The 26813-nt window shown below is 63.7% G+C and carries 30 protein-coding genes and 1 other RNA gene; 18 read left to right on the forward strand and 13 right to left on the reverse strand.

Translation table 11 applies throughout. The features are described 5' to 3' along the window. The 10 genes from GPA22_RS20175 to GPA22_RS20220 all read left to right on the forward strand — a co-directional run. A partial coding sequence (locus GPA22_RS20175; protein ID WP_169257864.1) for a glycosyltransferase family 4 protein occupies window positions 1-1035 on the forward strand: 1035 nt, incomplete at its 5' end. A gap of 99 nt (window positions 1036-1134) precedes the next feature. Beyond that, a complete protein-coding gene (locus tag GPA22_RS20180; protein WP_169257865.1) occupies window positions 1135-2127 on the forward strand; it encodes an EpsG family protein in 993 nt (330 codons plus the stop codon). After that, entirely contained in the window at window positions 2087-3049 is a 963-nt protein-coding gene (locus GPA22_RS20185) for a glycosyltransferase family 2 protein (protein ID WP_246264562.1), read from the forward strand. Before GPA22_RS20180 ends, GPA22_RS20185 begins: the two co-directional genes overlap by 41 nt. 47 nt (window positions 3050-3096) lie before the next feature. Next, the gene (locus GPA22_RS20190) at window positions 3097-4134 is read left to right on the forward strand and encodes a glycosyltransferase family 4 protein (RefSeq protein WP_246264564.1); all 1038 of its coding nucleotides are present in this window, start codon (window positions 3097-3099) and stop codon (window positions 4132-4134) included. Window positions 4135-4196: 62 nt separating this feature from the next. After that, the gene (locus GPA22_RS20195) at window positions 4197-5372 is read left to right on the forward strand and encodes a glycosyltransferase family 4 protein (RefSeq protein WP_169257867.1); all 1176 of its coding nucleotides are present in this window, start codon (window positions 4197-4199) and stop codon (window positions 5370-5372) included. Then, the gene (locus GPA22_RS20200) at window positions 5369-6331 is read left to right on the forward strand and encodes a UDP-glucose 4-epimerase family protein (RefSeq protein WP_169257868.1); all 963 of its coding nucleotides are present in this window, start codon (window positions 5369-5371) and stop codon (window positions 6329-6331) included. Before GPA22_RS20195 ends, GPA22_RS20200 begins: the two co-directional genes overlap by 4 nt. Beyond that, window positions 6328-7350, forward strand: coding sequence for an MraY family glycosyltransferase (locus GPA22_RS20205; protein ID WP_169257869.1), 1023 nt, complete (start codon window positions 6328-6330; stop codon window positions 7348-7350). The genes GPA22_RS20200 and GPA22_RS20205 overlap by 4 nt, the downstream gene beginning before the upstream one ends. Further along, entirely contained in the window at window positions 7350-7925 is a 576-nt protein-coding gene (locus tag GPA22_RS20210) for a NeuD/PglB/VioB family sugar acetyltransferase (protein WP_169257870.1), read from the forward strand. The genes GPA22_RS20205 and GPA22_RS20210 overlap by 1 nt, the downstream gene beginning before the upstream one ends. Window positions 7926-7941: 16 nt before the next feature. Beyond that, entirely contained in the window at window positions 7942-9834 is a 1893-nt protein-coding gene (locus GPA22_RS20215) for a polysaccharide biosynthesis protein (RefSeq protein WP_343036109.1), read from the forward strand. 148 nt (window positions 9835-9982) lie between these two features. Continuing rightward, window positions 9983-10780: a symmetrical bis(5'-nucleosyl)-tetraphosphatase gene (locus GPA22_RS20220; RefSeq protein ID WP_169257871.1), complete on the forward strand. Its 798-nt coding sequence runs from the start codon at window positions 9983-9985 to the stop codon at window positions 10778-10780. Window positions 10781-10786: 6 nt separating this feature from the next. Here the strand turns inward: GPA22_RS20220 and GPA22_RS20225 are convergent, their stop codons facing one another. Both GPA22_RS20225 and GPA22_RS20230 read right to left on the reverse strand, forming a co-directional pair. After that, window positions 10787-11521: a lysophospholipid acyltransferase family protein gene (locus tag GPA22_RS20225; protein ID WP_169257872.1), complete on the reverse strand. Its 735-nt coding sequence runs from the start codon at window positions 11519-11521 to the stop codon at window positions 10787-10789. Between the two features lie 95 nt (window positions 11522-11616). Beyond that, complete coding sequence (locus GPA22_RS20230) at window positions 11617-12375, reverse strand: GNAT family N-acetyltransferase (protein WP_169257873.1); 759 nt, start codon at window positions 12373-12375, stop codon at window positions 11617-11619. 123 nt (window positions 12376-12498) lie between these two features. On the opposite strand from GPA22_RS20230, the gene GPA22_RS20235 reads away from it, so the two are divergent. Genes GPA22_RS20235 through GPA22_RS20245 form a run of 3 tightly spaced genes read left to right on the forward strand, consistent with a single transcriptional unit; the run spans window position 12499 to window position 14373 of the window. Continuing rightward, window positions 12499-12909: an HIT family protein gene (locus tag GPA22_RS20235; protein ID WP_169257874.1), complete on the forward strand. Its 411-nt coding sequence runs from the start codon at window positions 12499-12501 to the stop codon at window positions 12907-12909. A gap of 58 nt (window positions 12910-12967) precedes the next feature. Then, window positions 12968-13903, forward strand: a complete 936-nt coding sequence (locus GPA22_RS20240) for a carbohydrate kinase family protein (protein ID WP_169257875.1) — start codon at window positions 12968-12970, stop codon at window positions 13901-13903. A gap of 20 nt (window positions 13904-13923) precedes the next feature. Continuing rightward, window positions 13924-14373, forward strand: a complete 450-nt coding sequence (locus GPA22_RS20245; protein ID WP_169257891.1) for an outer membrane lipoprotein — start codon at window positions 13924-13926, stop codon at window positions 14371-14373. Between the two features lie 54 nt (window positions 14374-14427). On the opposite strand, the gene GPA22_RS20250 is transcribed toward GPA22_RS20245, so the two are convergent. The 8 genes from GPA22_RS20250 to GPA22_RS20285 are packed head-to-tail and all read right to left on the reverse strand — an operon-like array spanning window position 14428 to window position 20489. Next, on the reverse strand, window positions 14428-14820 hold the full coding sequence (locus GPA22_RS20250) for a diacylglycerol kinase (RefSeq protein ID WP_169257876.1): 393 nt from the start codon (window positions 14818-14820) through the stop codon (window positions 14428-14430). A 20-nt stretch (window positions 14821-14840) separates the two neighbouring features. Next, the gene (locus GPA22_RS20255; protein ID WP_169257892.1) at window positions 14841-16031 is read right to left on the reverse strand and encodes a zinc-ribbon and DUF3426 domain-containing protein; all 1191 of its coding nucleotides are present in this window, start codon (window positions 16029-16031) and stop codon (window positions 14841-14843) included. Continuing rightward, window positions 16031-16939: a 50S ribosomal protein L11 methyltransferase gene (gene prmA / locus GPA22_RS20260; RefSeq protein WP_169257877.1), complete on the reverse strand. Its 909-nt coding sequence runs from the start codon at window positions 16937-16939 to the stop codon at window positions 16031-16033. Before prmA ends, GPA22_RS20255 begins: the two co-directional genes overlap by 1 nt. A gap of 19 nt (window positions 16940-16958) precedes the next feature. Further along, window positions 16959-18320 (reverse strand): acetyl-CoA carboxylase biotin carboxylase subunit, encoded by a 1362-nt coding sequence (gene accC / locus GPA22_RS20265; protein ID WP_169257878.1) that lies wholly within the window; start codon window positions 18318-18320, stop codon window positions 16959-16961. A gap of 10 nt (window positions 18321-18330) precedes the next feature. Next, on the reverse strand, window positions 18331-18777 hold the full coding sequence (accB, locus tag GPA22_RS20270; protein ID WP_169257879.1) for an acetyl-CoA carboxylase biotin carboxyl carrier protein: 447 nt from the start codon (window positions 18775-18777) through the stop codon (window positions 18331-18333). 52 nt (window positions 18778-18829) lie between these two features. Further along, on the reverse strand, window positions 18830-19321 hold the full coding sequence (aroQ, locus tag GPA22_RS20275; protein WP_169257893.1) for a type II 3-dehydroquinate dehydratase: 492 nt from the start codon (window positions 19319-19321) through the stop codon (window positions 18830-18832). A 58-nt stretch (window positions 19322-19379) separates the two neighbouring features. Next, window positions 19380-19934, reverse strand: coding sequence for a TlpA family protein disulfide reductase (locus GPA22_RS20280; RefSeq protein WP_169257880.1), 555 nt, complete (start codon window positions 19932-19934; stop codon window positions 19380-19382). Between the two features lie 12 nt (window positions 19935-19946). Then, window positions 19947-20489: a hypothetical protein gene (locus GPA22_RS20285; RefSeq protein ID WP_211169252.1), complete on the reverse strand. Its 543-nt coding sequence runs from the start codon at window positions 20487-20489 to the stop codon at window positions 19947-19949. Between the two features lie 166 nt (window positions 20490-20655). Here GPA22_RS20285 and mpl point away from each other — a divergent pair, with 166 nt between their 5' ends. Beyond that, window positions 20656-22014 carry a UDP-N-acetylmuramate:L-alanyl-gamma-D-glutamyl-meso-diaminopimelate ligase gene (gene mpl / locus GPA22_RS20290; protein WP_169257882.1) on the forward strand — a complete coding sequence of 453 codons (1359 nt, stop codon included), beginning with the start codon at window positions 20656-20658 and terminating at the stop codon, window positions 22012-22014. Between the two features lie 61 nt (window positions 22015-22075). Here the strand turns inward: mpl and GPA22_RS20295 are convergent, their stop codons facing one another. The 3 genes from GPA22_RS20295 to GPA22_RS20305 all read right to left on the reverse strand — a co-directional run bounded on the left by GPA22_RS20295 (window position 22076) and on the right by GPA22_RS20305 (window position 23848). Next, window positions 22076-22708 (reverse strand): BON domain-containing protein, encoded by a 633-nt coding sequence (locus GPA22_RS20295; protein ID WP_169257883.1) that lies wholly within the window; start codon window positions 22706-22708, stop codon window positions 22076-22078. Window position 22709: 1 nt separating this feature from the next. After that, window positions 22710-23303, reverse strand: a complete 594-nt coding sequence (locus GPA22_RS20300; protein ID WP_169257884.1) for a phosphoheptose isomerase — start codon at window positions 23301-23303, stop codon at window positions 22710-22712. Window positions 23304-23428: 125 nt separating this feature from the next. After that, entirely contained in the window at window positions 23429-23848 is a 420-nt protein-coding gene (locus GPA22_RS20305; protein ID WP_169257885.1) for a YraN family protein, read from the reverse strand. Here GPA22_RS20305 and rsmI point away from each other — a divergent pair. The 4 genes from rsmI (at window position 23847) to rnpB (ending at window position 26666) form a co-directional block, all read left to right on the forward strand. Continuing rightward, on the forward strand, window positions 23847-24707 hold the full coding sequence (rsmI, locus tag GPA22_RS20310; protein ID WP_211169253.1) for a 16S rRNA (cytidine(1402)-2'-O)-methyltransferase: 861 nt from the start codon (window positions 23847-23849) through the stop codon (window positions 24705-24707). The genes GPA22_RS20305 and rsmI overlap by 2 nt on opposite strands. Window positions 24708-24747: 40 nt before the next feature. Then, a complete protein-coding gene (pyrC, locus tag GPA22_RS20315; RefSeq protein ID WP_169257887.1) occupies window positions 24748-25782 on the forward strand; it encodes a dihydroorotase in 1035 nt (344 codons plus the stop codon). 13 nt (window positions 25783-25795) lie between these two features. Continuing rightward, entirely contained in the window at window positions 25796-26215 is a 420-nt protein-coding gene (locus GPA22_RS20320) for a hypothetical protein (protein ID WP_169257888.1), read from the forward strand. A gap of 24 nt (window positions 26216-26239) precedes the next feature. Further along, window positions 26240-26666, forward strand: an RNA gene (gene rnpB, locus GPA22_RS20325) — RNase P RNA component class A. Window positions 26667-26813 lie beyond the last annotated feature (147 nt).

Genomic DNA, 26813 nt, shown 5'->3' on the forward strand with positions numbered 1-26813 from the left:
CTTCGCAGCGTACTCAAGGTCGGAAAAGCTCGATTGCATGCTCAGTCTCGGAGGCCATGGGCTGACAGAATTATCTCAAACGCATCGATCGCACGGGGCGACGGTGTCCGAATAAATCAGCGTCTCCTTAAGCAAGACGAGGGCGCGTTCGAGGAAAATGGTAATGCTGCAAGTATTTACTTGGGTATGTGGAGCGCTTTAAACAAAATCGCTGCTGATTTTGACATATTGTTCGCCAATCACTCCTTGACTGCTCTTCCGGTTGCTTTTTGTCGCGCAGGCCGGGCCAAGAGATTTTATTATGTACAGGCCTATGAGCCTGAGTATTTTCAACTCGAGAGTGGCCTTCGGTCAAAAATTCTAAGGCGGCTTTCACAGTTGAGTTACAAACTTCCGCTTGTTCAGATTGCAAATGCGCCGATTTATATAAATTATAGAGAAATTCGCGCGAAGAAATGGATTCCGCCTGGGGTTTCTCGTGAGATTTTTCAACGGAGAACATGTCTTCCCTTTGATTCGATAGACGATGATATTTTCGTTGGAGTTATTGGTAGAAGGGAGCCTTCAAAAGGAATTATTTATGCCTTGGAAGCCTTTGAGAAACTTTCACAGACGGACTCCCGCTATCGGTTAAAGGTCGCATTTGGAAATTTGCCGAAAAAATGGACCCATCCGAAGGTCGAGGTCGTGGTGCCGAAAAATGATCGTGAGCTTGCTGATTTCTACCGTTCATTAGACGTTCTGATTGCCCCAGGTATCGTTCAACTTGGGGCCTGTCATTACCCCGTTCTTGAGGCGATGGCGTGCGGTACGCCAGTGGTAACCACTGGATATTTGCCTGCAAATACGGAAAACGCGTGGATTGTTCCGATAAAAAATTCTTCCGCAATAGCTTCAGCGGTTGAGCGGATCGCCGGAATGGATTCTTCAGTACGAGCAAAATATCTGGAAAAGGCCGTGAATGCGATTGAGCCTTTTATGTGGGATAACGTTGCCGAACAATTCTTAGAGTATTTTTTCGTGCAGGGCCGCTGAATGGGGGGGTATCCATATCTTTTGTTTGGCGGTTGGTTAGGGATGTTTGGGATTGTCGCCTATTTAACAACTTTGCAGAGAGTTCGGCTTCCGGTCGGAATGGATTTTCTCCTGGCGGGCAGTCTGATTTTTTTCGCCGGGCTGAGAGGGGATAGTCTTGACTATAATGAATACGTCCTCATGTTCGAAAGTATTCAGGCCGCGAGTCAGCAGTCCTTCTTCGAGCGAGTGCTAATTGGAAAGGATTTTTTGTTTGGTTCTTTGCTGATTTTTATTTCAGATTCTGGATTCGGGATTGCGTCTGTTTTTGTTTTTGCGGCCATCTTAAGCGTCGGAACTAAGGCAATTGCATTCAGGCGCGTCTTCGGAAGTTGTCTGTTGGGATTGTTCATTTTCACTTGTACATATTATTTTCTGCAGGACTTTACGCAAATCCGTGCTGCAATTGCTATTGGATTCTGTTTTAACGCGCTTGTTTCGGTTGTAATGAAGCGACCATTCTTGTATCTGCTGATGTCATTTTTTGCGGTGGGCTTTCATGCCCAGGCTGCATTATTTATTGCATGTACGGCGCCGCTTCTGATCCGTGGAAAAGCGCGTTTTTTACTGATGGCAATCATGTCAATGATTGTTGTTGTTATTGCACCGTTGCTTATCAATGTTGTGATCGCATTTGACAATAGGCCGGGTATTGCGGAAGCGGCGGACGCGCTTTCGTTTAATGGCGTGTTTAGCGCGTTTGTGAATCTATTCTTGTTGATCGCCACGTTCCTTTTCTGTCGAGAAAATATTCGAAGTGAAATGGAGAGGGAGTTGGCGGTTGCATCCATTTTTCTGGTTATTGCTGGCTTCGCATTTCTTATGCTCACGTATTCAACGTCGGTTACATTGGCGTGGCGGGCCGCAGAGATGCTTATGAGTTTTGGCGTCTTTGTCGTGGTCGCTGCGCTCCGCGGGGCTGCTAAGCCCGTAGTGGTGCTGTTGAGTGGCATATATTGCCTATTTAACATTGTTTTGTTGGCGCGTGGCGCACTGTTGGTAGATTACAGGTTTGCTGAAAACCTTGGGGCTTGCTGTGCTGAATTCTGGTGATATTGTCGTTGTTATTGTTAATTGGAACGCGGGGCGTCAGCTTCTCGACTGCGTCGAGTCGGTGCTCTCGCACGGACACGATCTGGTTTCGACTATCGTGGTGGTGGATAACGGGTCAAGCGACGGATCTGAAGCGCTGGTCGAAGGAATGCCCAAGATCAAGTTGGTTCGGGCAGGGAGCAATCTCGGTTTCGGCAAGGCGTGCAACTTGGGTGCGGCCGGAGTTGAGAGTAAGTTTCTTCTGTTTTTGAATCCCGATGCAAAAATTTTCGCGAACACGCTGGAGTGCGCGCTTGGATTTATGACGTGTCCTGAGAATGATTACGTGGGCATCTGCGGGGTTAAACTGCTTGATGAGCACGAGCATGTGGCGCGCAGTTGCGCTCGATTCCCGACTCCGGGTGGACTGCTAGCCAGCAGTCTTGGTCTTGACAGGGTTTTCCCATCCGTTGGGCACTTCATGCACGAATGGGATCATCTGAATACGCGCATCGTTGATCATGTCATTGGTGCGTTTTTTCTGGTCAGAGCGAGTGTTTTTACTCGGCTCGGCGGATTTGATGAGCGATTTTTTGTGTATCTTGAAGATCTCGATTTTTCTAAGCGGGCAAACGCTGAGGGTTGGTCAAGTATTTATCTGGCAGAGGCGCAGGCCTTCCATGCCGGGGGGGGGACGTCTCGGCAGGTCAAAGCTCGGCGTCTCTTCTATTCACTGCGCAGCCGAATTCTCTACGCGTACAAGCATTTCGGCTTTGCTGGCGGCGGCACGGTTTTGTTCGCTACGATGTGTATCGAACCAATTTCTCGTACCGTGCTTGGATTGGCAAGAGGCTCCATCGGTGCCGTGACTGAAACCCGGTCGGCGTACGCGATGTTGCTTCGCTGGCTGCCGCAATGGTGGTTCAGAGGAAAGACCCGTTGAAGATACTCGCGCTTACACGCTACGGACGCATGGGGGCGAGCAGTCGCATGCGATTCGCGCAGTATGTGCCTCATCTGCGTGCTGTCGGTATCGAGGTGGAATTGTTGCCATTACTCAGGGACGAGTACCTTGAGCGCCTGTACGAGAAGCGGCGAACTGCGTGGGGACAGATTCTAGGGGATTACGCGCGCAGGCTGTTCTGCTTGGTACGCGCGCGGTCCTACGATCTCCTGTGGATCGAGAAGGAATTGTTTCCAGACCTGCCCGCCTGGTTTGAGAGGCTTTTGCATCTGGGTGGAGTGCGTTACGTGGTCGACTACGATGACGCGATTTTTCATAACTATGATCTGTCATCGAGTCCGCGAAGGAAAATGTTGGGGCGGAAGATCGATGTGGTTATGCGCAACGCCTCACTGGTCGTTTGTGGAAATGATTATCTTGCCGATCGGGCACGGCAGGCAGGTGCGGCACGTGTCGAGATTCTTCCTACGGTCGTGGATCTCGGTCGGTATTCGATTGCCGCGAAGCATGCATCGGACGAATTGGTTGTCGGGTGGATGGGGTCGCCTTCAACGGCGAAGTATCTTGAGATGGTCGTTCCTCCTCTGCTCCGCTTGGCGGCGGAGCGCCCCGTATGTCTGCGTGTGATTGGAGCGACTTATGCGGCGGAGAATTTGAAAGTGGAGTGTCGCGCGTGGTCAGAGGCTGATGAGGGTGATCAGATTCGGGATTTCGACATCGGAATAATGCCGTTGATGGATGGCCCGTGGGAGCGTGGTAAATGTGGTTATAAGCTTATTCAATACATGGCTTGCGGCGTGCCGGTGATTGCATCACCCGTCGGGGTAAATTGCACCATTGTTGAAGACGGTGTGAATGGCCGACTTGCCTCGGGCGTCGCGGGGTGGATCGACGCGTTGTGGACCATCGGTGGTAATGAGGAGCTACGCAACACGATGGGTGCGCGGGGGCGAAGTGCTGTCGAGCAGAAGTACTGCCTGCAGGTCACTACTCCGCGCCTAGCAAAATTTTTTGCGGACGTTTGCAACATGGGCGAACATGCCTTTAGTGGTGAACTTAAATAGGATAGAGGCGTTGTGATGCGATGTATGAGTTTCCGTGATGAAGGGCACAAGTTGGATTGAAGATGCGTAGTCTTGCGATCATTTCCAATCAAGCATTTTCCCTCGTTAATTTTCGCGGGGCACTTATTCACGATCTTGCTCAAGCGGGTGTGAAAGTGTACGCACTTGCGCCCGATTACGAGGGCGACACGCGGGCTGCGGTGGTTGCCTTAGGGGCATTGCCTGTCGATTACAGCCTGACTCGTACGGGCATGAATCCGCTGCGCGACTGCCTTGATACTCTTTATCTCGCGCTGCTACTGCGGCGACTGCGGCCGGATGCCACGCTCGGCTATTTCATTAAGCCGGTGATTTACGGCACGCTCGCCGCTTGGATCGCACGTGTTCCGCGGCGTTATGCGATGATTGAAGGTATGGGCTTTGTATTTACCGACGATGGTGGTCGGGTGTCGCTGCGTAGGCGCTTACTTCGCGGGGCGGTTCGAGAGATGTACCGTATTGCGCTGGCTCGAGCGCACCGCGCGGTTTTCCTCAATCGCGACGACACCAATGACTTTGTGCGCGGGGGACTGGTTGCGGTAGGCAACTCGTGCTGTATCGGCGGTATCGGTGTGGACCTCGCTGAGTGGTCTCCTGCTCCTGCGGTTAAAACTCCGGTGACGTTCGTGTTAGCGGCGCGTCTTCTGCGCGAAAAGGGAATTGTCGAGTACGTCGAGGCGGCTGCAAGGGTTAAGCGCAAGCACCCCGAGGTGCGTTTCGTGCTTCTCGGAGGGCTCGATCCGAATCCGAGCGGCCTTTCGCGGGCGGACGTTGAAGCCTGGGTGCAAGCCGGACTGATAGAGTGGCCCGGCCATGTCGAGGTGCAAGCGTGGCTGGCGCAGGCGAGTGTGTTTGTGCTGCCCTCTTATTATCGCGAGGGCGTGCCGCGCAGCACCCAAGAGGCGATGGCGATGGCGCGCCCGGTGATTACCACCGATGCTCCTGGGTGCCGCGACACCGTGGTTGACGGAGACAACGGTTTTCTGGTGCCGGTGCGCGACGTTGACGCGCTGGTTGATCGAATGCTCACGTTCATCGGCGAGCCCGAACTGATCGAGAGCATGGGGCGGCGCAGTAGGGCCCTCGCCGAGGAGCGCTTCGATGTTCGGCGTATCAATATCAAGCTGATGCAGATTATGGAGGTTGATGTAGGAAAGAGGGGCACGAGGGGAGTTGCGGCCACGGAGGCGGTCAGTTGAGTGCAGTACTGGTGACAGGAGCAAGCGGTTTTGTGGGGGGCGCAGTTGCAGGTCGCTTGGCGGCCAAGGGGGGGCGCCTGCGCTTGGCATTGCGTTCGCGCACGGCAGTGCCACCGGACGGTGTCGAAATCTTCATCCACGGCGATCTCGGCGAACATGTGGACTGGGTCACTGCACTCGCTGGCATTGAGGCGGTGGTGCATTGTGCTGCGCGCGTTCACGTAATGGCGGACACGGTAACGGATCCGCTTGCGGAATTCCGTCGCTGCAACGTCACCGCCACACTCCAGTTGGCGCGCGCCGCTGCTGAGGCCGGTGTGCGGCGCTTCATTTTCATCAGTTCCATAAAGGTGAATGGGGAGCGAACGAATCTCGGTAGCCCGTACACTGCCGACGACACTTTTGCACCGATCGACCCGTACGGTATTTCCAAGCTCGAGGCGGAGCGAGGCCTGTTTGCATTAGCTGCCGAAACAGGAATGGAAGTGGTCGTCATTAGGCCGGTACTCGTTTATGGACCCGGCGTGAAGGCTAATTTCCGCAGCATGATGAACTGGTTATCTAAGGGTATTCCACTGCCGTTCGGTGCGATCCACAATAAACGAAGCTTGGTCGCTCTGGACAATCTCGTAGATTTGATTGTGACGTGTGTTGATCACCCCGCCGCCGCGAATGAGGTGTTTCTGGTGAGCGACGGCGAGGACCTGTCGACAACTGAGTTGCTACGTCGCATGGGAAGGGCCCTCGGGCAACCGGCCCGACTGTTGCCGGTGTCGGCTGCATTTCTGGAGGCTGCTGCGCGGTTGTTAGGTAAGCGCTCCATTTCGCAACGCCTGTGTGGGTCGTTGCAGGTGGATATCAGCAAGACGCGGAAGTTGCTGGGGTGGGCGCCACCGGTCACTGTAGACGAGGCGCTGGCAAAAACTGCAAAGCATTTTCTCGAGTGTCGAGCCAGATGACCGTCAGGATTGTCATGATCGCGGTTGCGGTTGCGTCGCTGCTGCTGACCTACGGCCTGCGCCGTTATGCATTGGCTCGCAGTTTGATGGACGTGCCGAACGCGCGAAGTTCCCATTCTGTACCGACTCCGCGCGGAGGCGGGGTAGCGATAGTGGTCAGCTTTCTTGTCGCACTTCCGGTGCTCGCGGTAATGGATGTGCTGCCGTGGGCGGCAGCATGGACGCTGCAGGGGGCGGGTGCGCTGGTCGCGCTGGTGGGCTTTTGGGACGACCATGGGCACATCCCCGCGCGCTGGCGCCTGTTGGCGCATTTTTCCGGAGCTGCTTGGGCGCTGGTTTGGCTCGGGGGGGCTCCGCCGCTGGACTTGTTCGGGACGACGTTCGATCTTGGTTGGTTGGGCGCTGGTTTTGCCGCGGTCTATTTGGTGTGGCTACTGAACCTGTACAACTTCATGGACGGTATCGATGGTATCGCCAGCATAGAGGCGGTCTGCGTTTGTGTTGGCGGTGCCATCTTGTATGCCTTGATCGGAAAGCCCTCGCTGGCGGTAGTCCCCTTGCTGCTCGCCGCGGCGGTGGCAGGATTCCTTTACTGGAATTTCCCGCCCGCAAGGATCTTCATGGGTGATGCGGGCAGCGGATTTCTGGGGATTGTTCTGGGGATACTCTCGTTGCAGGCCGGGTGGGTTGCGCCGGAATTGTTCTGGTGCTGGGTCATCCTGTTGGGGGTGTTCGTGACGGACGCGACGTTTACGCTGATTCGTCGGCTGCTGCGAGGCGACAAGGTGTACGAAGCGCACCGAAGCCACGCTTATCAATACGCGTCGCGCCTTTTTGGGAGGCACCTGCCCGTGACGCTCGCAGTTGCCGCGATCAATGTGGTTTGGTTGCTGCCGATTGCACTTTGGGTCGGTATCGGCGGCCTGGATGGAGTGACCGGAGTAGCCATGGCCTATGTGCCACTCGTGGCACTTGCGGCGCGGTTTCGCGCGGGGGCTTTGGAATCGGCGGAGGGCTGATGTCAGGTGTACTCATTGTCGGCGCGGGCGGGCATGGCCGCTCGGTTGCAGAGGCAATCCTGCTTGGTGGTGGTGAGTATCGCCTCGCAGGGTTTCTCGATGATAACTGGCCAGATCCGAGGGACGTGTGGGGCTATCCGGTATTCGGAAAGTTCAGCGATCTGGAGTCATGTCTTGGGCATACTCGACTCGTAATTGTTGCGATTGGCAACAACGCGACCCGCGAGCGTCTGCAGGCACGCATACTGGCGGCCGGCGGCGAACTGGCAACCATTATCCACCCGGCGGCTACCGTGTCGCCACGTGCCGTGCTCGGCACAGGCTGTGCCGTAATGGCAGGAGCGATCGTCGGGACAGAGGCGCGGCTTGGACAGGGGGTGATCGTGAACTGCAATGCAACGGTCGATCACCATTGCACTGTAGGCGATTTCGGGCACCTGGGCGTTGGGGCATGCATGGCCGGCGGTTCGGTTCTCGGGCACGGGGCCTGGATGCAGGCCGGGGCGGCCATCGGCTATGGCGTGAAGGTGGCGCCCGGCGAGGTGCTGGCTCCCGGTGCGGCGCTACCGGCTTAGATGAAGGAGCAAGAAATTGAATACCTCCATGCGATCTGTATTGGTTTTCGTCTTTGACCTGCTTGCAGTGATTCTGGCGTGGGTTGGCAGTTTTCTGATCCGCTTCAATTTTGACTGGCCTGTGGAATACGAGCGTCCATTGCTGCTGGGGCTCGGCGTGTTGCTGGTGACCCAGGCCGTGGCGTGCCGCTGGGCGGGCCTGTACCGCGGCATGTGGGTGTTTGCCAGCCTTCCCGATCTGAAACGGGTGCTGAAGGCGGTGGCCTTGTCGGCGCTGGTCTTGGTGGGGCTTGTCGCGTTTGACCGGAGCAATCCCCCAATCCCTCGTTCGCTGATGCTCGTGTATCCGGTCCTGTTGCTTGTCGTGATGGGCGGTGGCCGGGCTGCGTGGCGCATGTGGAAGGAGCATCATCTGTATGGCGGGCTGATTGCACAGGGCAAACCGGTGGTGGTGGTCGGGGCGGGTTCCGGTGGTTTGATGCTCGTCCGTGCGCTGGAGCGCAGCGCCGATTGGCGGATTGTGGCCCTCGTTGACGACGATCGTTCGAAGTGGGGGTTGGAGCTTTGTGGCCATCCGGTGGCTGGGGCCGTCGACGCACTTCCGGACGTACTCGCCGATCACCGGGCCAAGCACGTGATTCTCGCGATGCCCTCGGCGGCGACCGACGTTCTGCGCCGTGCGACGGATCTCGCCGTTCGTGCGGGGGCCCATGTCTTTACCGTGCCCGGGCTTGAAGACCTGATGAGCGGTCGCGTTGCTATCAACACCATGCGGCCGGTCGCGATCGAGGATCTCCTCGGCCGCCCGCCGGTGCGCATCGATACGGCCAATGTCCAGGCGATGCTCGCAGGCAAGACGGTGTTGGTGACGGGGGCGGGGGGCTCGATCGGGAGTGAATTGTGCCGGCAATTGGCACGTTTTGCCCCCGCCCGCTTGGTCTTGTTCGAGGCGAACGAGTTCGCGCTGTACACGATCGAGCAGTGGTTCATGCTGAACCGGCCGGAGGTCGAGATTGTCTGCCTGACGGGTGACGTGAAGGATGCCGCCCGGCTCGATGAAGTCTTCGCGGCATGGCGGCCGCAAGCGGTCTTCCACGCGGCGGCGTACAAGCATGTGCCGTTGATGGAGATCCGCAATGCCTGGCAGGCGGTGAGGAACAACGTGCTCGGAACCTTGCGGGTGGCCGAACATGCGCAGCGCTACGCTGCCGAGCGCTTCGTCTTGATTTCCACCGACAAGGCGGTGAATCCGACGAATGTGATGGGTGCGACCAAGCGTCTTGCCGAGATGGCGTGCGAGGCGCTGCATTCGCGCGGCGGGGCGACACAGATCGAAATGGTGCGCTTCGGCAATGTGCTGGGCAGTACGGGTAGCGTGATACCCAAGTTCCAGGAGCAGATAGCCCGTGGCGGCCCCGTGACCGTGACGCATCCGGATATCAACCGCTATTTCATGTCGATCCCCGAGGCCGCGCAGCTCGTGTTGCAGGCGGCGGCGATGGGGCAGGGCGGCGAGGTGTTCGTGCTCGACATGGGCGAACCGGTGAAGATCGTCGATCTCGCACGCAACATGATTCGGCTTTCGGGTTACACGGAAGACGATATCCGTATCGAGTTCACCGGTCTCCGGCCCGGGGAGAAGCTTTACGAGGAACTGCTGGCCGATTCGGAGGTGACGCGCGAAACGCCGCATCCGAAGTTGCGCATCGCGCGCTCAAGGCCGGTTGCGGCAGGCTTCCTGGCGGAACTCGATAGCTGGCTCGCGCAGCCAGGGCCCGTGAGCGACGACGAGGTGCGACGCGGACTTCTGCGCTGGGTGCCGGAATATGTCCCGATGGGCGGAAGGCCGGTATTGCGCGTCGTCGAGTCGGGTGAGGGCAAGGCAGCGCGCGCCGGCGACCGGACGTAAACGATACTGTCGTATTTCTCCAGACGGCGTCGCTTCGGACAACGCCGAACCCGCGGCTGAATCCGCCCCCACGGGATAGAATGCTTCTATCTTGTTTAGCCTGTGGCGCGTTCAGCCCGCGATGCCGGGAAAAAGCGCCCGATTTTCGATGGCGATTTACGCGGTAGGTGACATCCAGGGGTGTTATTCGGTCCTTCAGCGTCTGCTGGAGCGGATTGTATTTGACCCAGCCGTCGATCGCCTATGGGTGGTCGGCGACATGGTGAACCGAGGGCCGGAGTCCGTGCAGACCTTGCGCTTCTTGCGCAATCTCGGTGAGGCGGCGACGGTCGTGCTGGGCAATCACGATCTCTACCTGTTGATGGTCGCCGCCGGGCACAGGCGGCTCGACGACGACGACACCTTGTTCCAGGTCATCGAGGCACCGGACCGTGACGAGTTGCTGGCGTGGGTCGCCAGCCGGCCGCTGATGCATGTCGATGGGGTGTTCGCGATGGTGCATGCGGGGCTGCTGCCGCAATGGTCCGTTGCGCGGGCGGCCGAGCTGGCGGCGGAAGTGTGTGCTGCGCTGGTCGGCTACGGGGCGCAGGACTTGCTGAAGCATCTCGGCGGGAACGAGCCCGACATGTGGTCCGAGGATCTGTCCGGGCTGGAGCGCTACCGGGTCGTTGTCAACGCGCTGACCCGCATGCGTTTTTGCGCTGCGGACGGGCGGATGGCCCTGGAGGCGAAGGGTTCGCCGATGCGTGCGCCGGCCGGCACGATGCCGTGGTTCGCGACGCCGGAACGCATGAGTCGGACGCATACCATCGTTTGCGGCCACTGGTCGGCGCTGGGTTTCTATCGGGCGCCGGGGCTCATCGCGCTCGATTCGGGCTGCGTGTGGGGTGGGAAGCTGACGGCGGTGCGCCTGGACGACGGGGCGGTATTTCAGGTGCAGGCTTAGCCCGAACTACGCGGCCTGTCTCGACGCTTCGCAGTCGTCGCGCTCGTCCGGCGCAGCCTGAACGGCCTCCACATGCGGGAGGCGCTCGAGGATCGCTGCGCGTGCCCCGGCAGCGAGATCACGGCGGTGGATGCCTTCCGTGCCGAGCGGCGGCGCAGTGTCGATGCGTGCCACGATGCGAGGCTCGGCGACGATGCTCGCGATGCACTGGCCGAGACTGACGTCCCCATCGTAGGCCGCCGCACGGGTGTGCAGGCCCTTTGTGTCCGTGTAGGAAATCGCCATCGGCTGGATCGCGTGGCCCGATTCGATCGCTGGTTGCAGCAGCGCCGCGTGGAAGTGCAGGACGTGGCTGCCGTCGGTGGTCGTGCCTTCGGGGAACAGCGCGACGTTGCGGCCGGCGTCGAGCAGCGCGCCGATCTCGGCGTTGATGATCTTCGCGTGCCCGCGGCTGCCGCGCCGAAGGAATACGGTCTCGTTCTTCGCCGCGAGCCAGCCGATGAGCGGCCAGGTGCGTACTTCGGCCTTGGAGATGAAGGCGGACGGGGCGATCGCGTTGATGACGAAGATGTCGAGCCACGAGATGTGGTTCGCGACCAGCAGGCAGCCCGGTTCGACCGGTGCCCCGGTCGTTTGCAGGTCGATGCCGAGGAGGGCGAGCAGGCCTTGCGACCAGTGGCGGCACAGGCGGCGATGGGTCGCCCGCGGCGTGAGCGGGTAGATCGCGACGACCGTCAGCAAACCCCGGACAATGTGCAGGGCGAGCCGCAGGTAGCGCCAGAAGCGGAGGGGCCGCTCGGTCGTCGGCCGGGCGCCGGGAATGGGGGCGGAGGGTTTCAGTCTTTGCGTCCCATGAAGTGTTTGGCGTAGCGACCGTCCACCTTGGTCATCGGCATCAGGATGGGCAGGTCGGCGGTGTTGAAGTCCGGGTCCCACGCGGGTTCGCCGCAGATCCACGCACCGGCGCGCAGGTAGCCTTTGATCAGCGGCGGGGCATCACCCGGCAGGTCGGTGCGCAGGCGCTCCAGCGGCAGCGGGCAGCGCGGGAACACGCGGTATTCGAGCGGCGAGGAATGCTCGTCCTTGAGGCGATTGTACAGGCTCGCGGCGGTATGTCCGCCATCGGCCATGCTGATGGAGGCGCAGCCGATCAGGTAATCGTAGCCGTTTTCCTGCATGTAGCGGGCGAGTCCGCCCCACAGGAGGGCGATCACGGCGCCGCTGCGGTAGTCGGCGTCGATGCACGAGCGGCCGATCTCGACGATGCGGCTGCGCAGGTGGTGCAGGCGCGTGAGATCGAATTCGTTCTCGGAGTAGTAGCCGCCGACCTTGCGCGCGGCCGCGGGCGAGAGGATGCGGTAGGTGCCGACGATACGCCCGGCGGCCTCGTCGCGCACGAGCAGGTGTTCGCAGTACGGATCGTAGATGTCGCGGTCGACGCCCGGCGTGCGGCTCGGCAGGCGCGCACCCATCTCCTCGGCGAAGACGCGGTAGCGCAGCTTCTGCGCTTCGAGGATTTCGGTTTCGCAGGTGGCCAGCCCCACGTGCAGGCTGCGTCCGCGTCGTTCGGCGATCTGCGGTTGTTTCTGGAGCATGGGGAAAGTCCTCGTTCTAGCGTGTGTCACGCATTGTCGAAATGCTGCGTTGCGACGACATGACGAGGGCGTTACGATGCGGTGACGACAACGAAGTCCGCATGCTTCGGGAGGGGGGTGTTGATGGAAAACTGTGTGTTCTGCCGCATCGTGAAGGGCGAGCTGCCCGCATCGAAGGTATTCGAGGACGAGTCGACGGTGGTGTTCATGGATCTGCAGTCGGTGAATCCGGGCCACATGCTGGTGGTCGTGAAGCCGCACCGCGCGAACATCTACGAGCTCGAAGACGAGCTGGCCGGCGCGGTCTTCCGGACGGCCGCCCGCATGGCGCGCGCGGTGAAGGCCGCGTTCGGCTGCGAAGGCGTGACGCTTTTCCAGGCCAACGAGAAGGCCGGCGCGCAGACCGTGTTCCACTTCCACATCCACGTGCTGCCGCGCTGGAAGAACGACGGCATGGCGCTGGCGTGGCCGGCGAAGAACCCGTCGCGCGAGGCACTGGAGGCGATGGCGGAGAGGCTGCGCGCGGCGCTGTGAGGCGGAGGGGGCGAGCCCCTATAATTACGGATTGTTTTGTCCGAAATGAAGGCCCCCCATGTCCATCCTCGTCTGCGGCTCCATGGCCTACGACACCATCATGGTGTTCCATGATCGCTTCAAGCGCCACATCCTCCCCGAGCAGATCCACATCCTGAACGTGTCCTTCCTCGTGCCCGACATGCGGCGCGAGTTCGGCGGCTGCGCCGGGAACATCGCGTACAACCTCAAGCTGCTCGGTGCGGATCCGCTGATCATGGCGACCGTCGGGGACGACGCCGAGCCCTACCGCCGGCGCCTCGACAAGCTGGGTCTGCGCCAGGATCATGTCCGGCACGTGCCGGAAAGCTTCACCGCGCAGGCTTTCATCACGACCGATCTGGACGACAACCAGATCACGGCCTTCCATCCCGGGGCGATGAACCAGTCGCACCTCAATCGCGTGCAGGACGCGGCCGGCGTGAAGCTGGGCATCGTGTCGCCGGACGGCCGCGACGGCATGCTGAACCACGCGACGCAGTTCGCCGCGGCGGGCGTCCCGTTCGTGTTCGATCCGGGCCAGGGGATGCCGCTGTTCTCGGGCGAGGAACTGCTCCACTGCCTGAACCTGGCGACCTATTGCACGGTCAACGATTACGAAGCTCGCATGCTGTGCGAGCGGACGGGACGTTCGCTGGAGCAGCTGGCGGGCAGCGTCGAGGCGCTGGTCGTGACGCTCGGGCCGGAAGGTTCGCGCATCTACGCGGGCGGCGAGTGCGTCGAGATTCCGTGCGTTGCCGCCGACGAGGTGGTCGATCCCACCGGATGCGGCGACGCGTACCGGGCGGGTCTGCTGTACGGCATCGCGGAAGGCTATGACTGGCTGAAGACCGGGCGCCTGGCGTCGCTGCTGGGGTCGATCAAGATCGCCAGCCGCGGCGGGCAGAATCACGCGCCGGATCGTGCCGAGATCGGCGCACGGTATGTGCAGGCATTTGGAGAGGCATTGTGGTGAGGAACGGAAAGCAACGTGCGATGGTGTCGGCGCTTGTGGTCGCGGTGCTGGGATTGGGCGTGGGCGGCTGTGCCACCGGCCTCGGGGGAGAGACCTACTCGCGTGGTGAAGTGCGTCGCGCGATGACGGTGCAGTACGGGACCGTCGAGGCGGTGCGCCCGGTGAAGCTCGAAGGGACCAAGACGCCCGTCGGCCCGCTTGCCGGCGCGGCGGTCGGAGGCATTGCCGGGAGTAGCGTGGGTCAGGGGCGCGGTGCGGCGATTGCGACGGTGATCGGCGCGGTCGCGGGCGGGCTTGCCGGGGCGGCGGTCGAGGAAGGTGCGACCCGCTCGCAGGGCGTCGAGGTGACCGTGCGGCTCGATAACGACAAGCTGATGGCGATCGTCCAGGATGACAAGGGCGAAGGCTTCCGGCCCGGCGAAACGGTCCGCGTGCTGCGCGACGGCGGCACGATGCGCGTGGCCCGCTGAGGTCTCGCGGCCCTGGGAGCCGTGACCGGCCCCGGGGTTTTGCGTCATCCGCGTTCAGGCGAAGATGACGAGCCCCCATACGACGGCGAGATTGATCAGCGCCAGCAGCACGGCGGCGCTGCCGATGTCCTTCGCACGCTTCGCCAGCAGATGCCGTTCCAGCGACACGCGGTCGACGGTGGCTTCGATGGCGGAGTTGATCAGCTCGACGATCATCACGAGCAGGACGCTGCCGATCAGCATCGCCTTGCCGAAGGCGGCGGTCGGCACGAAGAAGGCCACGGGGATGAGCACCGCGGCGAGAAGGCATTCCTGCCGGAAGGCGTCCTCGTGCCGGTAGGCGGCACGCAGTCCGTCGATCGAATAGCGCAGCGCGTTGATCAGGCGGGCCAGCCCGGTCTTGCCCTTGAAGGGGCTCTCGTGGTGTTCGTGCGTCGGGTGTTCCATGGCCTGGTGTCGTATGAATTTCAGGGGTAGAAGGCGTAAATCCGGTACCCGGTCGCGCCGAGGCCGTCCGCCACAAAGGGGAGCGTGACGGCAATATCGCGGCCGGCGGCAAATCCCTGCTCGAGATCTGCGCCCGGGAACCAGTCCTGCGGCGCCAGCACGCGCCTCACCAGCGGGCGATCCCGGGCGTCCGTCAGGGTCAGTTCCAGGTGCGGATAGGCGAGCGGATGAGGGGCCCGGTTGCGGATCATCGCGTTCAGGACGAAGCGGCCGGCCCTGCCGGGTTCCGATTGCAGGTCGGAAGATTCGACGCTGATCTGGCTGGCGATGCGCGGCAGCGCGATCGTGCAGCTCAGGGCCGCACAGGCCTTGACCAGCGCGGGGCGCAGCAGCGGCCATTCGCGTGCAATGTCCGCGCGGAAGAGGAAGAGCGACTGGGCGGCGAGGACCCCGCTCAGCAGGCCGATGCCAAGGCCGACCAGGTTGCGACGGGCTGAACGAGGTGCCGGTGGTGCGTAGGCGGCGAATTCGTCGTCGGGCGCCGTGGAAGCAGGTGCGGATTCCGCTGCGTCGAAATCCCTTTTGACGTCCGGCTGCGATGGAATGCGGGTGTCCGTCCCATCCGGCGGCGTCAAATCCGGCAGCAGGGTCTCGGGCGCCGGCTCTTCCTCGGAGTCCGACGCTCTTCGATCTTCGGGCTGCGGCCAGGGCGCGTCCTGATCGCCGGGAGCCGGTGCATCGGTGTCATCATCCTTGCTGCGGTGCGCTGGTTCGGATTGCTCCTCGTCGGCGACAGGCGCTGCCGGCTCGGGGTATCGCTGCGCTGCGGACGGCGTGGCAGCGCCCTCATCCTCTTCGCCCGCGAGGGGGTACATCGGTGGCGGGGGGGGGCGCTCCCCGGGTTCCTGCCGCGGCTCGGCCACATCGCGCACCGGCGCGCGTTGAGGCAAGAGGGTGTCGGGCAATTCGAAGTCGAGCTGGTGCGACAGGGCGTCCTCGGCCTTGTCGTCGAGCACGAAGAAGCGGTCGGAGCGGTCCGGCGGCAGCTCGGGCGTCTCCGGCGCTGCGGGCGGAGAGGGCTCCTCGATCAGGTGGTCCAGCGCGTTGAACGGGAGCAGGCAGCTGCCGCAGCGCACCTGGCCGCGGTGCGCGCGCAACTGCTCGGTCCGTACCCGGAATACCGTGTGGCAGGCCGGGCAGCGGGCGAGCATCAGTCGCTGCCGGCCCCGGTGGCGGGCCGGGTGCCTTCCAGTCGCGCCCAGCCTTCGTGAGTCGCGCCGACGTGCAGCGCGATGAAGGGCGCGTAGGCCGCGATGACCTGGTCGGTCTGGGTGTCGAGTACGCCGGACAGCGCGATCCGCCCGCCGGGCGCGACGCGCGCGGCCAGCAGCGGTGCGAGCACGCACAGCGGATTGGTGAGGATGTTCGCGACGACGATGTCGAACCGCGCATCGAGTGCGGCACGCGAATGCTGCAGGCGCAGCGTCACGCCGTTGCGTTCCGCATTGTCGTGCGCGGCTTCGAGCGCCTTGTCGTCGATGTCGATGCCGAGCACGTCGGCGGCGCCCAGCCGCGCGGCGGCAATGCCCAGGATGCCCGAGCCGCAGCCGTAGTCGAGCACGGTGGCGCCCGGCTTGACCGTGTCGCTCAGCCATTCGAGGCAGAGGCGCGTGGTCGGGTGCGAACCGGTGCCGAAAGCCATGCCGGGATCGAGTTCGATGTTGATCGCCGACGGGTCGGGGGCCGTGTGCCACGAGGGCACGATCCACATCCGGTCGGTAATGCGGATCGGGTCGAACTGGCTCTGGGTGAGCTGCACCCAGTTCTGCTCCGCGATCTCTTCGAGCGTGAAGGGCGGCACCGCGTCGAAGCCGGCGTCGGCCGCCGCCCGCGCGAGCGCGACGGCGAGGTCGGCTCCGGCGTCGAACAGCGCGATCACGCGGCTGTGGTCCCACAGGCCGACGGGATGATGGCCGGGTTCGCCGAACTGCGGCTTTTCGGCGTCGGTGCCGGCGTCGGCATCCTCGATGCTGATCGAGAGCGCGCCGGCCTCCATCAGGGCTTCGGACAGCGCTTCGGCCTTCTCGGCTTCGGCTTGCAGGGTCACGGAGATCCACATGAACGGCAATCCGTGTGCGTCAGGTCTTCTTGACTTCGTTGCGGTCGGCCAGCTTGTGCTCCAGGTAGTGGATGCTGGTGCCGCCCTCGATGAAGCGTGCGTCGAGCATCAGTTCCTGGTGCAGCGGGACGTTGGTCTTGATCCCCTCGACGACCATCTCCGACAGCGCGATGCGCATGCGGCGGATCGCCTGTTCGCGCGTGTCGCCGAAGGCGATCAGCTTGCCGATCATGGAGTCGTAATGCGGCGGGATCGTGTAGCCGTTGTAGACGTGCGAATCGACGCGGATGCCGGGGCCGCCCGGCGTGTGCCAGTTGCTGATCTTGCCGGGGCAGGGCGTGAACTTGAACGGGTCCTCGGCGTTGATGCGGCATTCGATCGCGTGGCCGCGGAAGGCGATGTCCTTCTGGCCGAACCACAGCTTCTCGTTGGCGGCGATGCGGATCTGGGCCTGCACGATGTCGATGCCGGTGATGAGTTCGGTGACCGGATGCTCGACCTGCACGCGCGTGTTCATCTCGATGAAGTAGAACTCGCCGTTCTCGAACAGGAACTCGAAAGTGCCGGCGCCGCGGTAGCCGATCTTGCGGCAGGCTTCGGCGCAGCGTTCGCCGACCTTGGCGATGGCCTTGCGGTCGATGCCGGGAGCGGGGGCTTCCTCGATGACCTTCTGGTGACGGCGTTGCATCGAGCAGTCGCGCTCGCCCAGATACACGGCGTTGCCGTGCTCGTCGGCCAGCACCTGGATCTCCACATGGCGCGGGTTCTCGAGGAACTTCTCCATGTAGACGACCGGGTTGCCGAACGCCGCCTGCGCTTCCGCGCGCGTCGTCTGCACGGCGTTGAGCAACGCGGCCTCGGTGTGCACGACGCGCATGCCGCGCCCGCCGCCGCCGCCCGCCGCCTTGATGATCACCGGGTAACCGATGGCGCGCGCGATCTTGACGATCTCCTTCGGTTCTTCCGGCAGCGCGCCGTCGGAGCCGGGCACGCAGGGGACCCCTGCCGCCTTCATCGCGTCCTTGGCGCTGACCTTGTCGCCCATCAGGCGGATCGTCTCGGCACGCGGGCCGATGAATGCGAAGCCCGATTTCTCCACGCGTTCCGCGAAGTCGGCGTTCTCGGAGAGGAAGCCGTAGCCGGGATGGATCGCCTCGGCATCAGTGACTTCCGCCGCCGAGATGATGGCGGGGACGTTGAGGTAGCTCTGCGCCGAGGCGGCCGGGCCGATGCACACCGACTCGTCGGCGAGCTTCACGTACTTGGCTTCGGTGTCGGCGACCGAGTGCACGGCGACGGTGCGGATGCCGAGCTCGCGGCAGGCGCGCAAGACCCGCAGGGCGATCTCGCCGCGGTTGGCGATCAGGATCTTTTCGAACATGGCGTGTCGTTCAGGCGATCACGAACAGCGGCTGGCCGTACTCGACCGGCTGGCCGTTCTCGACCAGGATCGCCTTGACGGTGCCGGCGAATTCCGACTCGATCTCGTTCATCAGCTTCATCGCCTCGATGATGCACAGGCGGTCGCCGACGGAGACGCTCTGGCCGATGTCTGCCAGCGGCTTCGCGCCGGGCGCGGTGGCGCGGTAGAAAGTGCCGACCATCGGCGACTTGACGACGTTGCCCTCGGGCAGCGCATCGGCGGCGGGCGCCACGACGACGTTGGTGGCCGGTGCGGCCACGGCGGCCAGCGGGGCCGGTGCGAGGTAGGCGGGGGCGGCCGGTGCGGCAATGTGCTTGGCGATGCGTACCTTTTCTTCGCCCTCGGTGACCTCCAGTTCGGAAATGCCCGATTCCTGGACGAGGTCGATCAGTTTCTTCAGCTTGCGCAGATCCATGCTGTTCTCCGGACGAGTCGGCACCTCATGGGTGCCCAGAGTGTGTTGGTATTCAGGTTTTCCGCAGTTGCGTGAGGGCGAATTCGAGTGCGGCCATGTAGCCGTAGGCGCCCAATCCGCAAATCACGCCGATGGCGCGATCGGAAAAATAGGAGTGATGCCGGAACGGTTCCCGTGCGTGGATGTTCGGCAGGTGTACTTCCACGTACGGAATCGCCACCGCGGCCAGTGCGTCGCGTAGCGCGACGCTGGTGTGGCTGTAGCCGGCCGGGTTGATGATGATGTAGTCGACGGCTTCGACGGCCGCGGCCTGGATGCGGTCGATCAACTGTCCTTCGTGATTGCTCTGGAACGATTCGATCACGACGCCCGCCGCACGGCCGCGCGCATCCATCGCGGAATGGATGTCGGCCAGCGTGGTGCGGCCGTGCACATCCGGTTCGCGAGTGCCGAGGAGATTCAGGTTGGGGCCGTGCAGGACCAGGACCCGGGTCTGCGGAGGGGGCGGCGCCTCGGTGGTTTTGCTGCGTTTTGCGCGCGTCATGGCGACAAGTTTGCCGCAGATCGCGGCACTTTGTCCAGTGGAGACATTCCGCAGCCCCCTATCGCGACGCAAGAAGTGCGCGAATTTTGCCTTCTAGTTCGGCTTCGTTCAAGGTGCCGAGCTTCACGAAATCGAGTTCCCCCTGCCGGTCGAAGATCGCAGTGAAGGGGAGAGCCTGGGAGCTGTTGCCGAGTGCACTGGTCACGGCCAGTGTCTCCAGCGGGGCAATCAGCAGCGGGTAGGGAACCTTGTTCTCCTCGGCGAATTTGCGCACGTTGTCGGGCTGGTCAATGCCGATGCCGACGAATTGCACCGGCGCGTCCGCGAAGCGGCGGCTGACGGCGGAGAACTCCGGGATCTCGCGCAGGCACGGCGGGCACCACGTGGCCCAGAAGTTGACCACCAGCACCTTGCCGCGCCACTGGGCGAGGGCCTGGTTCGCGCCCTTGCTGTCCGGCAGGTTCAACGCGAGGATCGGCGCGCCGGCGTCGCGGGCGACCTGCGGTGCTCCCGTGGCGGGGGAGGGGGCGATCGAGCGTTGGGCAAGGTAGCCGCCCAGCGCGGCGATCGCCGCGACGGCGACGATCAGGATGTTGCGGGTGATGGGCTTCATGGGTGCATCGGCTCAGCGTACCGGTTCCATTTCGCCGCGTTCCTGCGTCAGCAGTGCCTCGACGGCGGGCAGCCGCGCCCTGTCCGCGTGCCGCCGGCCGGATCGTTCGGCGTGCGCCTGATACACCGACAGGCGGATCGGCACCTGCTCCCACTCGAAGCTGAGGATCGCTTCCGGGGCGTTGGGTGCGGGGCGGCGTGGCTCGCGGTGCTCGTAAGTGACGCCGTGGTTGAGGAAGAAGATCTCGACTTCCTTCGCGCTCTCGGGGAAGAGTTCGATGTCGACCTCGGTATAGCGGCCCGCCGTGCCGTCCAGCACGCCTCCGGTGAGGTAGGGGCGGAATTCGTCGAGCAGGCGCATGACGCCGACCGCCGCGTGTCGCATCTCGAGCAGCCGTTCGGCCTGCTCCTCGTCCTGGTAGAGCGCCTGCCACGCCCGCAATTCCGCTTCGATCTCGGCATTGTTGGGCAGCGAGTCGGTGTCCGAGGCACCGAGCTGGCGGGCGGCCTTGCGCTTGGCGAAGCCGAAATCGCTGATGCCGTCTTCGGCCATCATGCGGGCCGCTGCGGCGGCGATTTCACGCCGCAGGGTTCCGGAGCGGGAGGGAGGCGCGCGGAAAGTCATGGTCGCGAGTCCTGCTGACGGTCGAGGTAGAATGCGCTCCATTCTACACGGACCGGTTTCAGGCACATTGCAGCCGCCCGTCAATCCCGGAGTTTCGATGCATATCCACATTCTTGGCATCTGCGGCACCTTCATGGGCGGCGTGGCGCTGCTCGCGCGGTCGGCCGGACATACCGTCACCGGTTGCGATGCGAACGTCTATCCGCCGATGAGCACTCAGCTCGAGGCGCAGGGCATCGGCCTGACCGAAGGTTACGATGCTGCGCAGCTCGACCTCGCCCCGGACGTGTTCGTCGTCGGCAACGCGATCTCGCGCGGCAATCCGCTGCTCGAGGCGATCCTCGAACGCGGCCTGCCCTACGTGTCGGGGCCGCAGTGGCTGGCCGAGCACGTGCTGCAGGGGCGCTGGGTGCTCGCGGTCGCCGGCACGCATGGCAAGACGACGACGACGTCGATGCTTGCGTGGATGCTCGAGGACGCGGGGCTCAATCCGGGCTTCCTGGTCGGTGGAGTGCCGGGTAATTTCGGCGTGTCGGCGCGACTCACCGATTCGCCCTTCTTCGTGATCGAGGCGGACGAGTACGACACGGCGTTCTGCGACAAGCGCTCGAAATTCGTGCATTACCATCCGCGCACCGCGATCCTCAACAACCTCGAATTCGACCACGCGGACATCTTCGCGGATCTGGCGGCGATCGAGACCCAGTTCCATCACCTCGTGAGGACGATTCCCGCCTCGGGCCGCATCGTTGCGAACGCGGGCGAAGACAGCCTGAAGCGCGTGCTGGCGCGCGGCTGCTGGTCGGAGCTGGAGTGGTTCGGCGACGCGGCGCAGTGGTCGGCGGAGCCCGGCGCGGATGAAGGCGAGGCGGTGTTCCGTCTGCGCGGCGAGGCGGTGGGGCGCGTGGCGATGCCGATGTCGGGCAGCCACAACCGCAGCAACGCGCTCGCCGCGATCGCCGCGGCGCGCCATGTCGGCGTCGCCCCGGCGCAGGCGATCGCGAGCCTCGCGCGCTTCGAGGGCATCAAGCGGCGCATGGAAGTGCGCGGGCGCGTCGACGGGGTGACCGTCTATGACGATTTCGCCCACCATCCGACCGCCATCGCGCTCACCGTCGAGGGGCTGCGGCGGAAGGAAGCGCAAGGGCGCATCCTCGCGGTGCTCGAACCGCGCTCGAACACGATGAAGCTCGGAGTGATGAAGAGCCGCCTGCCGGAGAGCCTGGCGCTGGCCGATCGCGTGTATTGCTACGCGAACGGTCTCGGCTGGGACGCCGGCGAGGCGCTCGCGCCGCTGGGCGAGCGGGCGGGGGTCTTCGATGCGCTGGATGAACTGGTGAGCGCGGTCGTGGCCGAGGCCCGTCCCGGCGACCACGTGCTCGTCATGAGCAACGGCGGCTTCGGCGGTGTGCACGAGAAGCTGCTCGCGGCGCTGCGTGCGCGCCGCGGGGGCTGACGGAACAAGGGTGCGGCCGTGGCCGTGCCCTCCAGGACCAAGCTATCGCCGATCCGGCGCTTCAGTCCTTCTTGCCTTCCATCTGGCGGGCCTGCTGGTCGGTGATGTACTCGAACACCTTCACGACCTTGCGTACGCCCTCGGTGCGGCGCGCGAGTTCGGTCGCGGCGTCGGCCTCGCGGCGCGTCACGAGGCCGAGCAGGAAGACCGTTCCGGCTTCGGTCACGACCTTGACGTGATTGGCGCTGAATTGCGCCGCGTCGACGAAGCGTGCCTTCACCTTGGACGTGAGCAGCGAGTCGTTGCCGCGTGACGTCAGCGACGAGATGCCGGCGACCTGGACCTCATTGACGATGCCCTTGACATTCGCGATGCCGCCCGCGACGCGTTCGGCTTCGGCACGATGCGCCTCGGTGGGGGCTTCGCCGGTCAGCAGCACGTTGCGGTTGAACGCGGTCACGTTGATATGCACGGCGTCGCCGAGGCGGTCGCGCAGCGCGCTCGACGTGCGCCATTCGATGCCCTCGTCTTCGACATAGGCGCCCGAGGTGCGGCGGTCGGTGGCGATTACCGCGCCGGCGCCGACCCCGCCCGCGACCAGCGGGAGGCAGCCCTGCAGCAGCGGCAGCGTCGCCGCGGCGGCCAGGCCGAGGATGAGGGTTCGCCGCTTGGCCAGAAGAGTCTTGTTGTTCATGTTAGTCCTCAACTCCGAGTAACAGACAATCGATGCCGTCGCACAGGCAGTGCAGGACGAGCAGGTGTACTTCCTGAATGCGCGCCGTGCGGTCCGCGGGGACGCACAGGTGGATGTCGCCGTCGCCCAGCAGTTCCCCCATCCTGCCGCCACCCTTGCCGGTGAGCGCGATGACGCGCATGTCCCGTTCGTGGGCCGCCTCGATCGCAGCGATCACGTTGGGAGAGTTGCCGCTGGTCGAGATCGCGAGCAGGACGTCGCCGGATTGCCCGAGGGCGCGCACCTGTTTCGAAAACACCTGCGTGTAGTCGTAATCGTTGGCGATCGAGGTCAGCGTGGAGGTGTCCGTGGTCAGCGCCACCGCGGCAAGCGGCGGTCGCTCCATCTCGAAGCGGTTGACCAGTTCGGCGGCGAAATGTTGCGCGTCGGCCGCCGAGCCGCCGTTGCCGCACGCGAGGATCTTGCCGTTGTTGAGCAGGCTGGCGGTCATGATCTCCACCGCGCCCGCGATCGGGGCGGCCAGCGCTTCCAGCGAGTCGAGCTTGGTGCGGGCGCTGTCTTCGAATTGTCGGGAGATGCGGTGAATCAGGTCCATGGGGCACTCGGTTACATCTTTTGGGGGCGAAGTCTAGCATGAGGCGAATGCCGGCCTCGCCGCGGGCGGGCGCGGCGCGAGTGTGGCGTGCCGTCGGTGTCAGCGGAGGGAATCCTTACAGATGCTTACCATGCGCCGGCGTCGAATGCTCCGCGCAGCCATTCGATCGCGCCTTCGTCGAGCGCGTTCATCAGCACGGCATCGAAGCGGCAGGGCCGCTCGGCGTGACGCCTGCCCGCGCCCGCGAGCCACCAGCGCGCCGCCAGCACGATGCGCTGGCGCTTGGTCGCGGTGATGCTGGCGGCCGCGCCGCCGAAACGCGGATTGCTGCGCAGGCGGACCTCGACGAACACGACCGCGCCGCGGTCGAGGCACACGAGATCGACCTCGCCGCCGCGGCAGCGCACGTTGCGGCCGAGAACGACGAGGCCCCGGCGCACCAGGAAGCGTTCCGCGAGATCCTCGCCCGCGCGTCCGCGCCCTTGCGTCCCGGGCGCCGCGCGCCGGACAATGCCTTCCCTCTTGCCGCGTCCTTCGACTTCCATGACCACCAGTCCGTCGCCCCTTTCCAGTACGCCGTCATTGTATGTGGTGGCGACGCCGCTCGGGAATCTTCAGGACATCGGCATTCGTGCGCAGGCCGTGCTGGCCGGCGTCGATGCGATCGCGGCCGAGGACACGCGGCACAGCCAGCGCCTGCTCGATGCGCTCGGCATCCGCACGAAGCTCTTCGCGCTGCACGAGCACAACGAGCAGGCGGCGGTCGGGCAGGTGATCCGCATGCTGGAGGCCGGTCAGCAGGTCGCCCTGATCAGCGACGCGGGCACGCCCGCGATCTCGGACCCCGGTGCGCGGGCGGTGGCGCGCGTGCGCGAGGCGGGATTCCCGGTCGTGCCGGTTCCCGGTCCGTGTGCGGCCGTCGCTGCACTATCGGCGTCCGGCTTCGTCGATGACGGCTTCCGTTTCGTGGGGTTCCTGCCGGCGAAGCAGGCCGCCCGTCGTGCCGCGATCGAGGATTTGCGTGCGCAGACGGTGCCGCTGGTGTTCTACGAATCGCCGCACCGCATCGTCGAGTGCGTGGCCGACCTCGCAGCGGTGCTGGAGCCTTCGCGCGACATCGTGATCGCGCGCGAGATCACGAAGATCTACGAACAGATCGCCCGTATGCCGCTGGGCGAAGCCTCGGCCTGGCTCGCGGCGGACCCGAACCGTTGCCGCGGCGAGTTCGTCCTGATCGTTGCCGGCGCCCCTGCGGCAGAGGGGCTGGGCGCCGAGGCCGAGCGGGTGCTGGCGCTGCTGCTGGCGGAGCTGCCGGTCAAGAGCGCCGCGCGCCTCGCCGCAGAGATCACCGGCGCGGCGCGCAACACGCTCTACGCGCGCGCGCTGGAGCTCAAGGGCAGCTGAGCGTGCATATAATTACGCCAACATCCGATCCAGGAACACCATGCAGACCCTTTCCCTGATTCGCCCCGACGACTGGCATCTTCACGTGCGTGACGGTGCGGCGCTGGCGACCGTCGTTCCGCATACGGCGCAGCGCTTCGGGCGGGCACTCATCATGCCCAACCTGCGCCCTCCGGTCACGACGACCGCGCAGGCGCTCGCATATCGCGACCGCATCCTCGCCGCGGTGCCGGCCGGCGTCGCATTCCAGCCGCTGATGAGCCTGTATCTCACAGACAACACGGCGCCGGACGAGATCGATCGCGCGAAGGCGAGCGGCGCGGTGATTGCGGTGAAGCTCTACCCCGCCGGTGCCACGACCAACTCGGACGCAGGCGTGACGGGGATCGAGAAGGTCTGGCCGGTGCTCGAGCGCATGGAGCAACTCGGCATGGTGCTGTGCGTGCATGGCGAGGTCACGCACGGCGATGTCGATGTCTTCGACCGCGAGCAGGTCTTCATCGATCAGGTCCTCGCCCCGCTGACGCAGCGTTTCCCCGCGCTGCGCGTCGTGTTCGAACACATCACGACGGCCGACGCGGCGCAGTTCGTGAACGCGGCGGGTGCCAACGTCGGTGCGACGATCACCGCCCACCACCTGCTGCTCAACCGCAATGCGATCTTCGCGGGCGGTATCCGTCCCCATCACTACTGCCTGCCCGTGCTCAAGCGCGAGACGCACCGGCGCGCGCTGGTCGAGGTCGCGACCTCCGGCAGCGCCAAGTTCTTCCTCGGCACCGATTCCGCGCCGCATGCGCGCTCGACGAAGGAGGCGGCCTGCGGTTGCGCCGGCTGCTACACGGCGCACGCCGGCATCGAACTCTATGCCGAGGCCTTCGAGCAGGCCGGTGCGCTGGACAAGCTCGAAGCCTTTGCGAGCCTGAACGGGCCGGCGTTCTACGGGCTGCCGCCCAACGCCGGGCGCATCACGCTGGCGAAACAGGGGTGGGAAGTGCCGGCGGGCTACGATTACCTGCCGGGCGATCCGCTGGTGCCCTTGCGCGCGGGCGAGAAAGTCGGCTGGCGTTTGCTCTGATCCGGGAGGCTGCATGCTGCGTGCGAGGATGAAACCGTTTGCCGCGCTGGCACTGCTGCCGCTGCTCGCGGCGTGCGAGAACAGTGCCACCGCGTACATGATCGAGGGGAGCCAGCACGCGCTGATCCTCGTGCGCGAGAAGCCGTATTTCTGGCAGCGCACCGTCAACCAGGCCGTGATCGCCTCGCGCCTGCCGCATTGCCAGAACCGCGTGGCCATCCACCCGGACGGCACCGAGCTGACGCCGATGGAAGTGTTCGCGGCGGGCGACCACCTGTGGGCGCTGCATCAGGGCAGCCACTGGTATCTCGCCAGCACCGAAAAGTGCCGGGTGCAGGACTGGGACAACACTGCAGGGGGCGCTCCCGGCACTGCGATGGGGGCGTTCCGTTTCAAGGATGGCGTCGCTACCTTCGTGCCGGCGGGAAAGTAGATGCTCGCGTATAATCGGCGACGGGAAGTTCGCCAGGCAGTCGCTGCGCACCTAGTGTGCGTGGAGGAAAGTCCGGGCCCCGCAGAGCAGGATGCCGGCTAACGGCCGGGCGCCGTGAGGCGACGGAAAGTGCAACAGAAAGCAAACCGCCGATGGCCTGTTCTCAGGCACAGGTAAGGGTGAAATGGTGCGGAGCTGCGTGTGAGCGCGGTTCCGGGCGGGGCGCAAGTCTCGCCGGGTAAGAGCCCACCGCAGGACTGGCAACAGGACTGGCACGGCAAACCCCATCCGGGGCAAGGCCAAATAGGGGAGCGATGGCGTGGCTCGCGCTGCTCCCGGGTAGGCTGCTAGAGCGCCGTGGCAACACGGCCCCCAGAGGAATGACTGCCCGGCGGTCGCGACGCGAGTTGCGGCCGTTCGACAAAACCCGGCTTATCGGCGAACTTCCCATTCCCGATTCACCGTCCCCGATTTTAGGCGGGACGAAAAAAAGCCGGAAAACGGACATATTTGCACCGGACTACGGACGGAATTAAACCGGAATCTGCCCAGGGAAAAATGCCCGTCCGCGTGAGTCGCGACGGGCATCGTAATCGAC

The sequence above is a fragment of the Aromatoleum toluvorans genome (assembly GCF_012910905.1).
Taxonomy (GTDB): domain Bacteria; phylum Pseudomonadota; class Gammaproteobacteria; order Burkholderiales; family Rhodocyclaceae; genus Aromatoleum; species Aromatoleum toluvorans.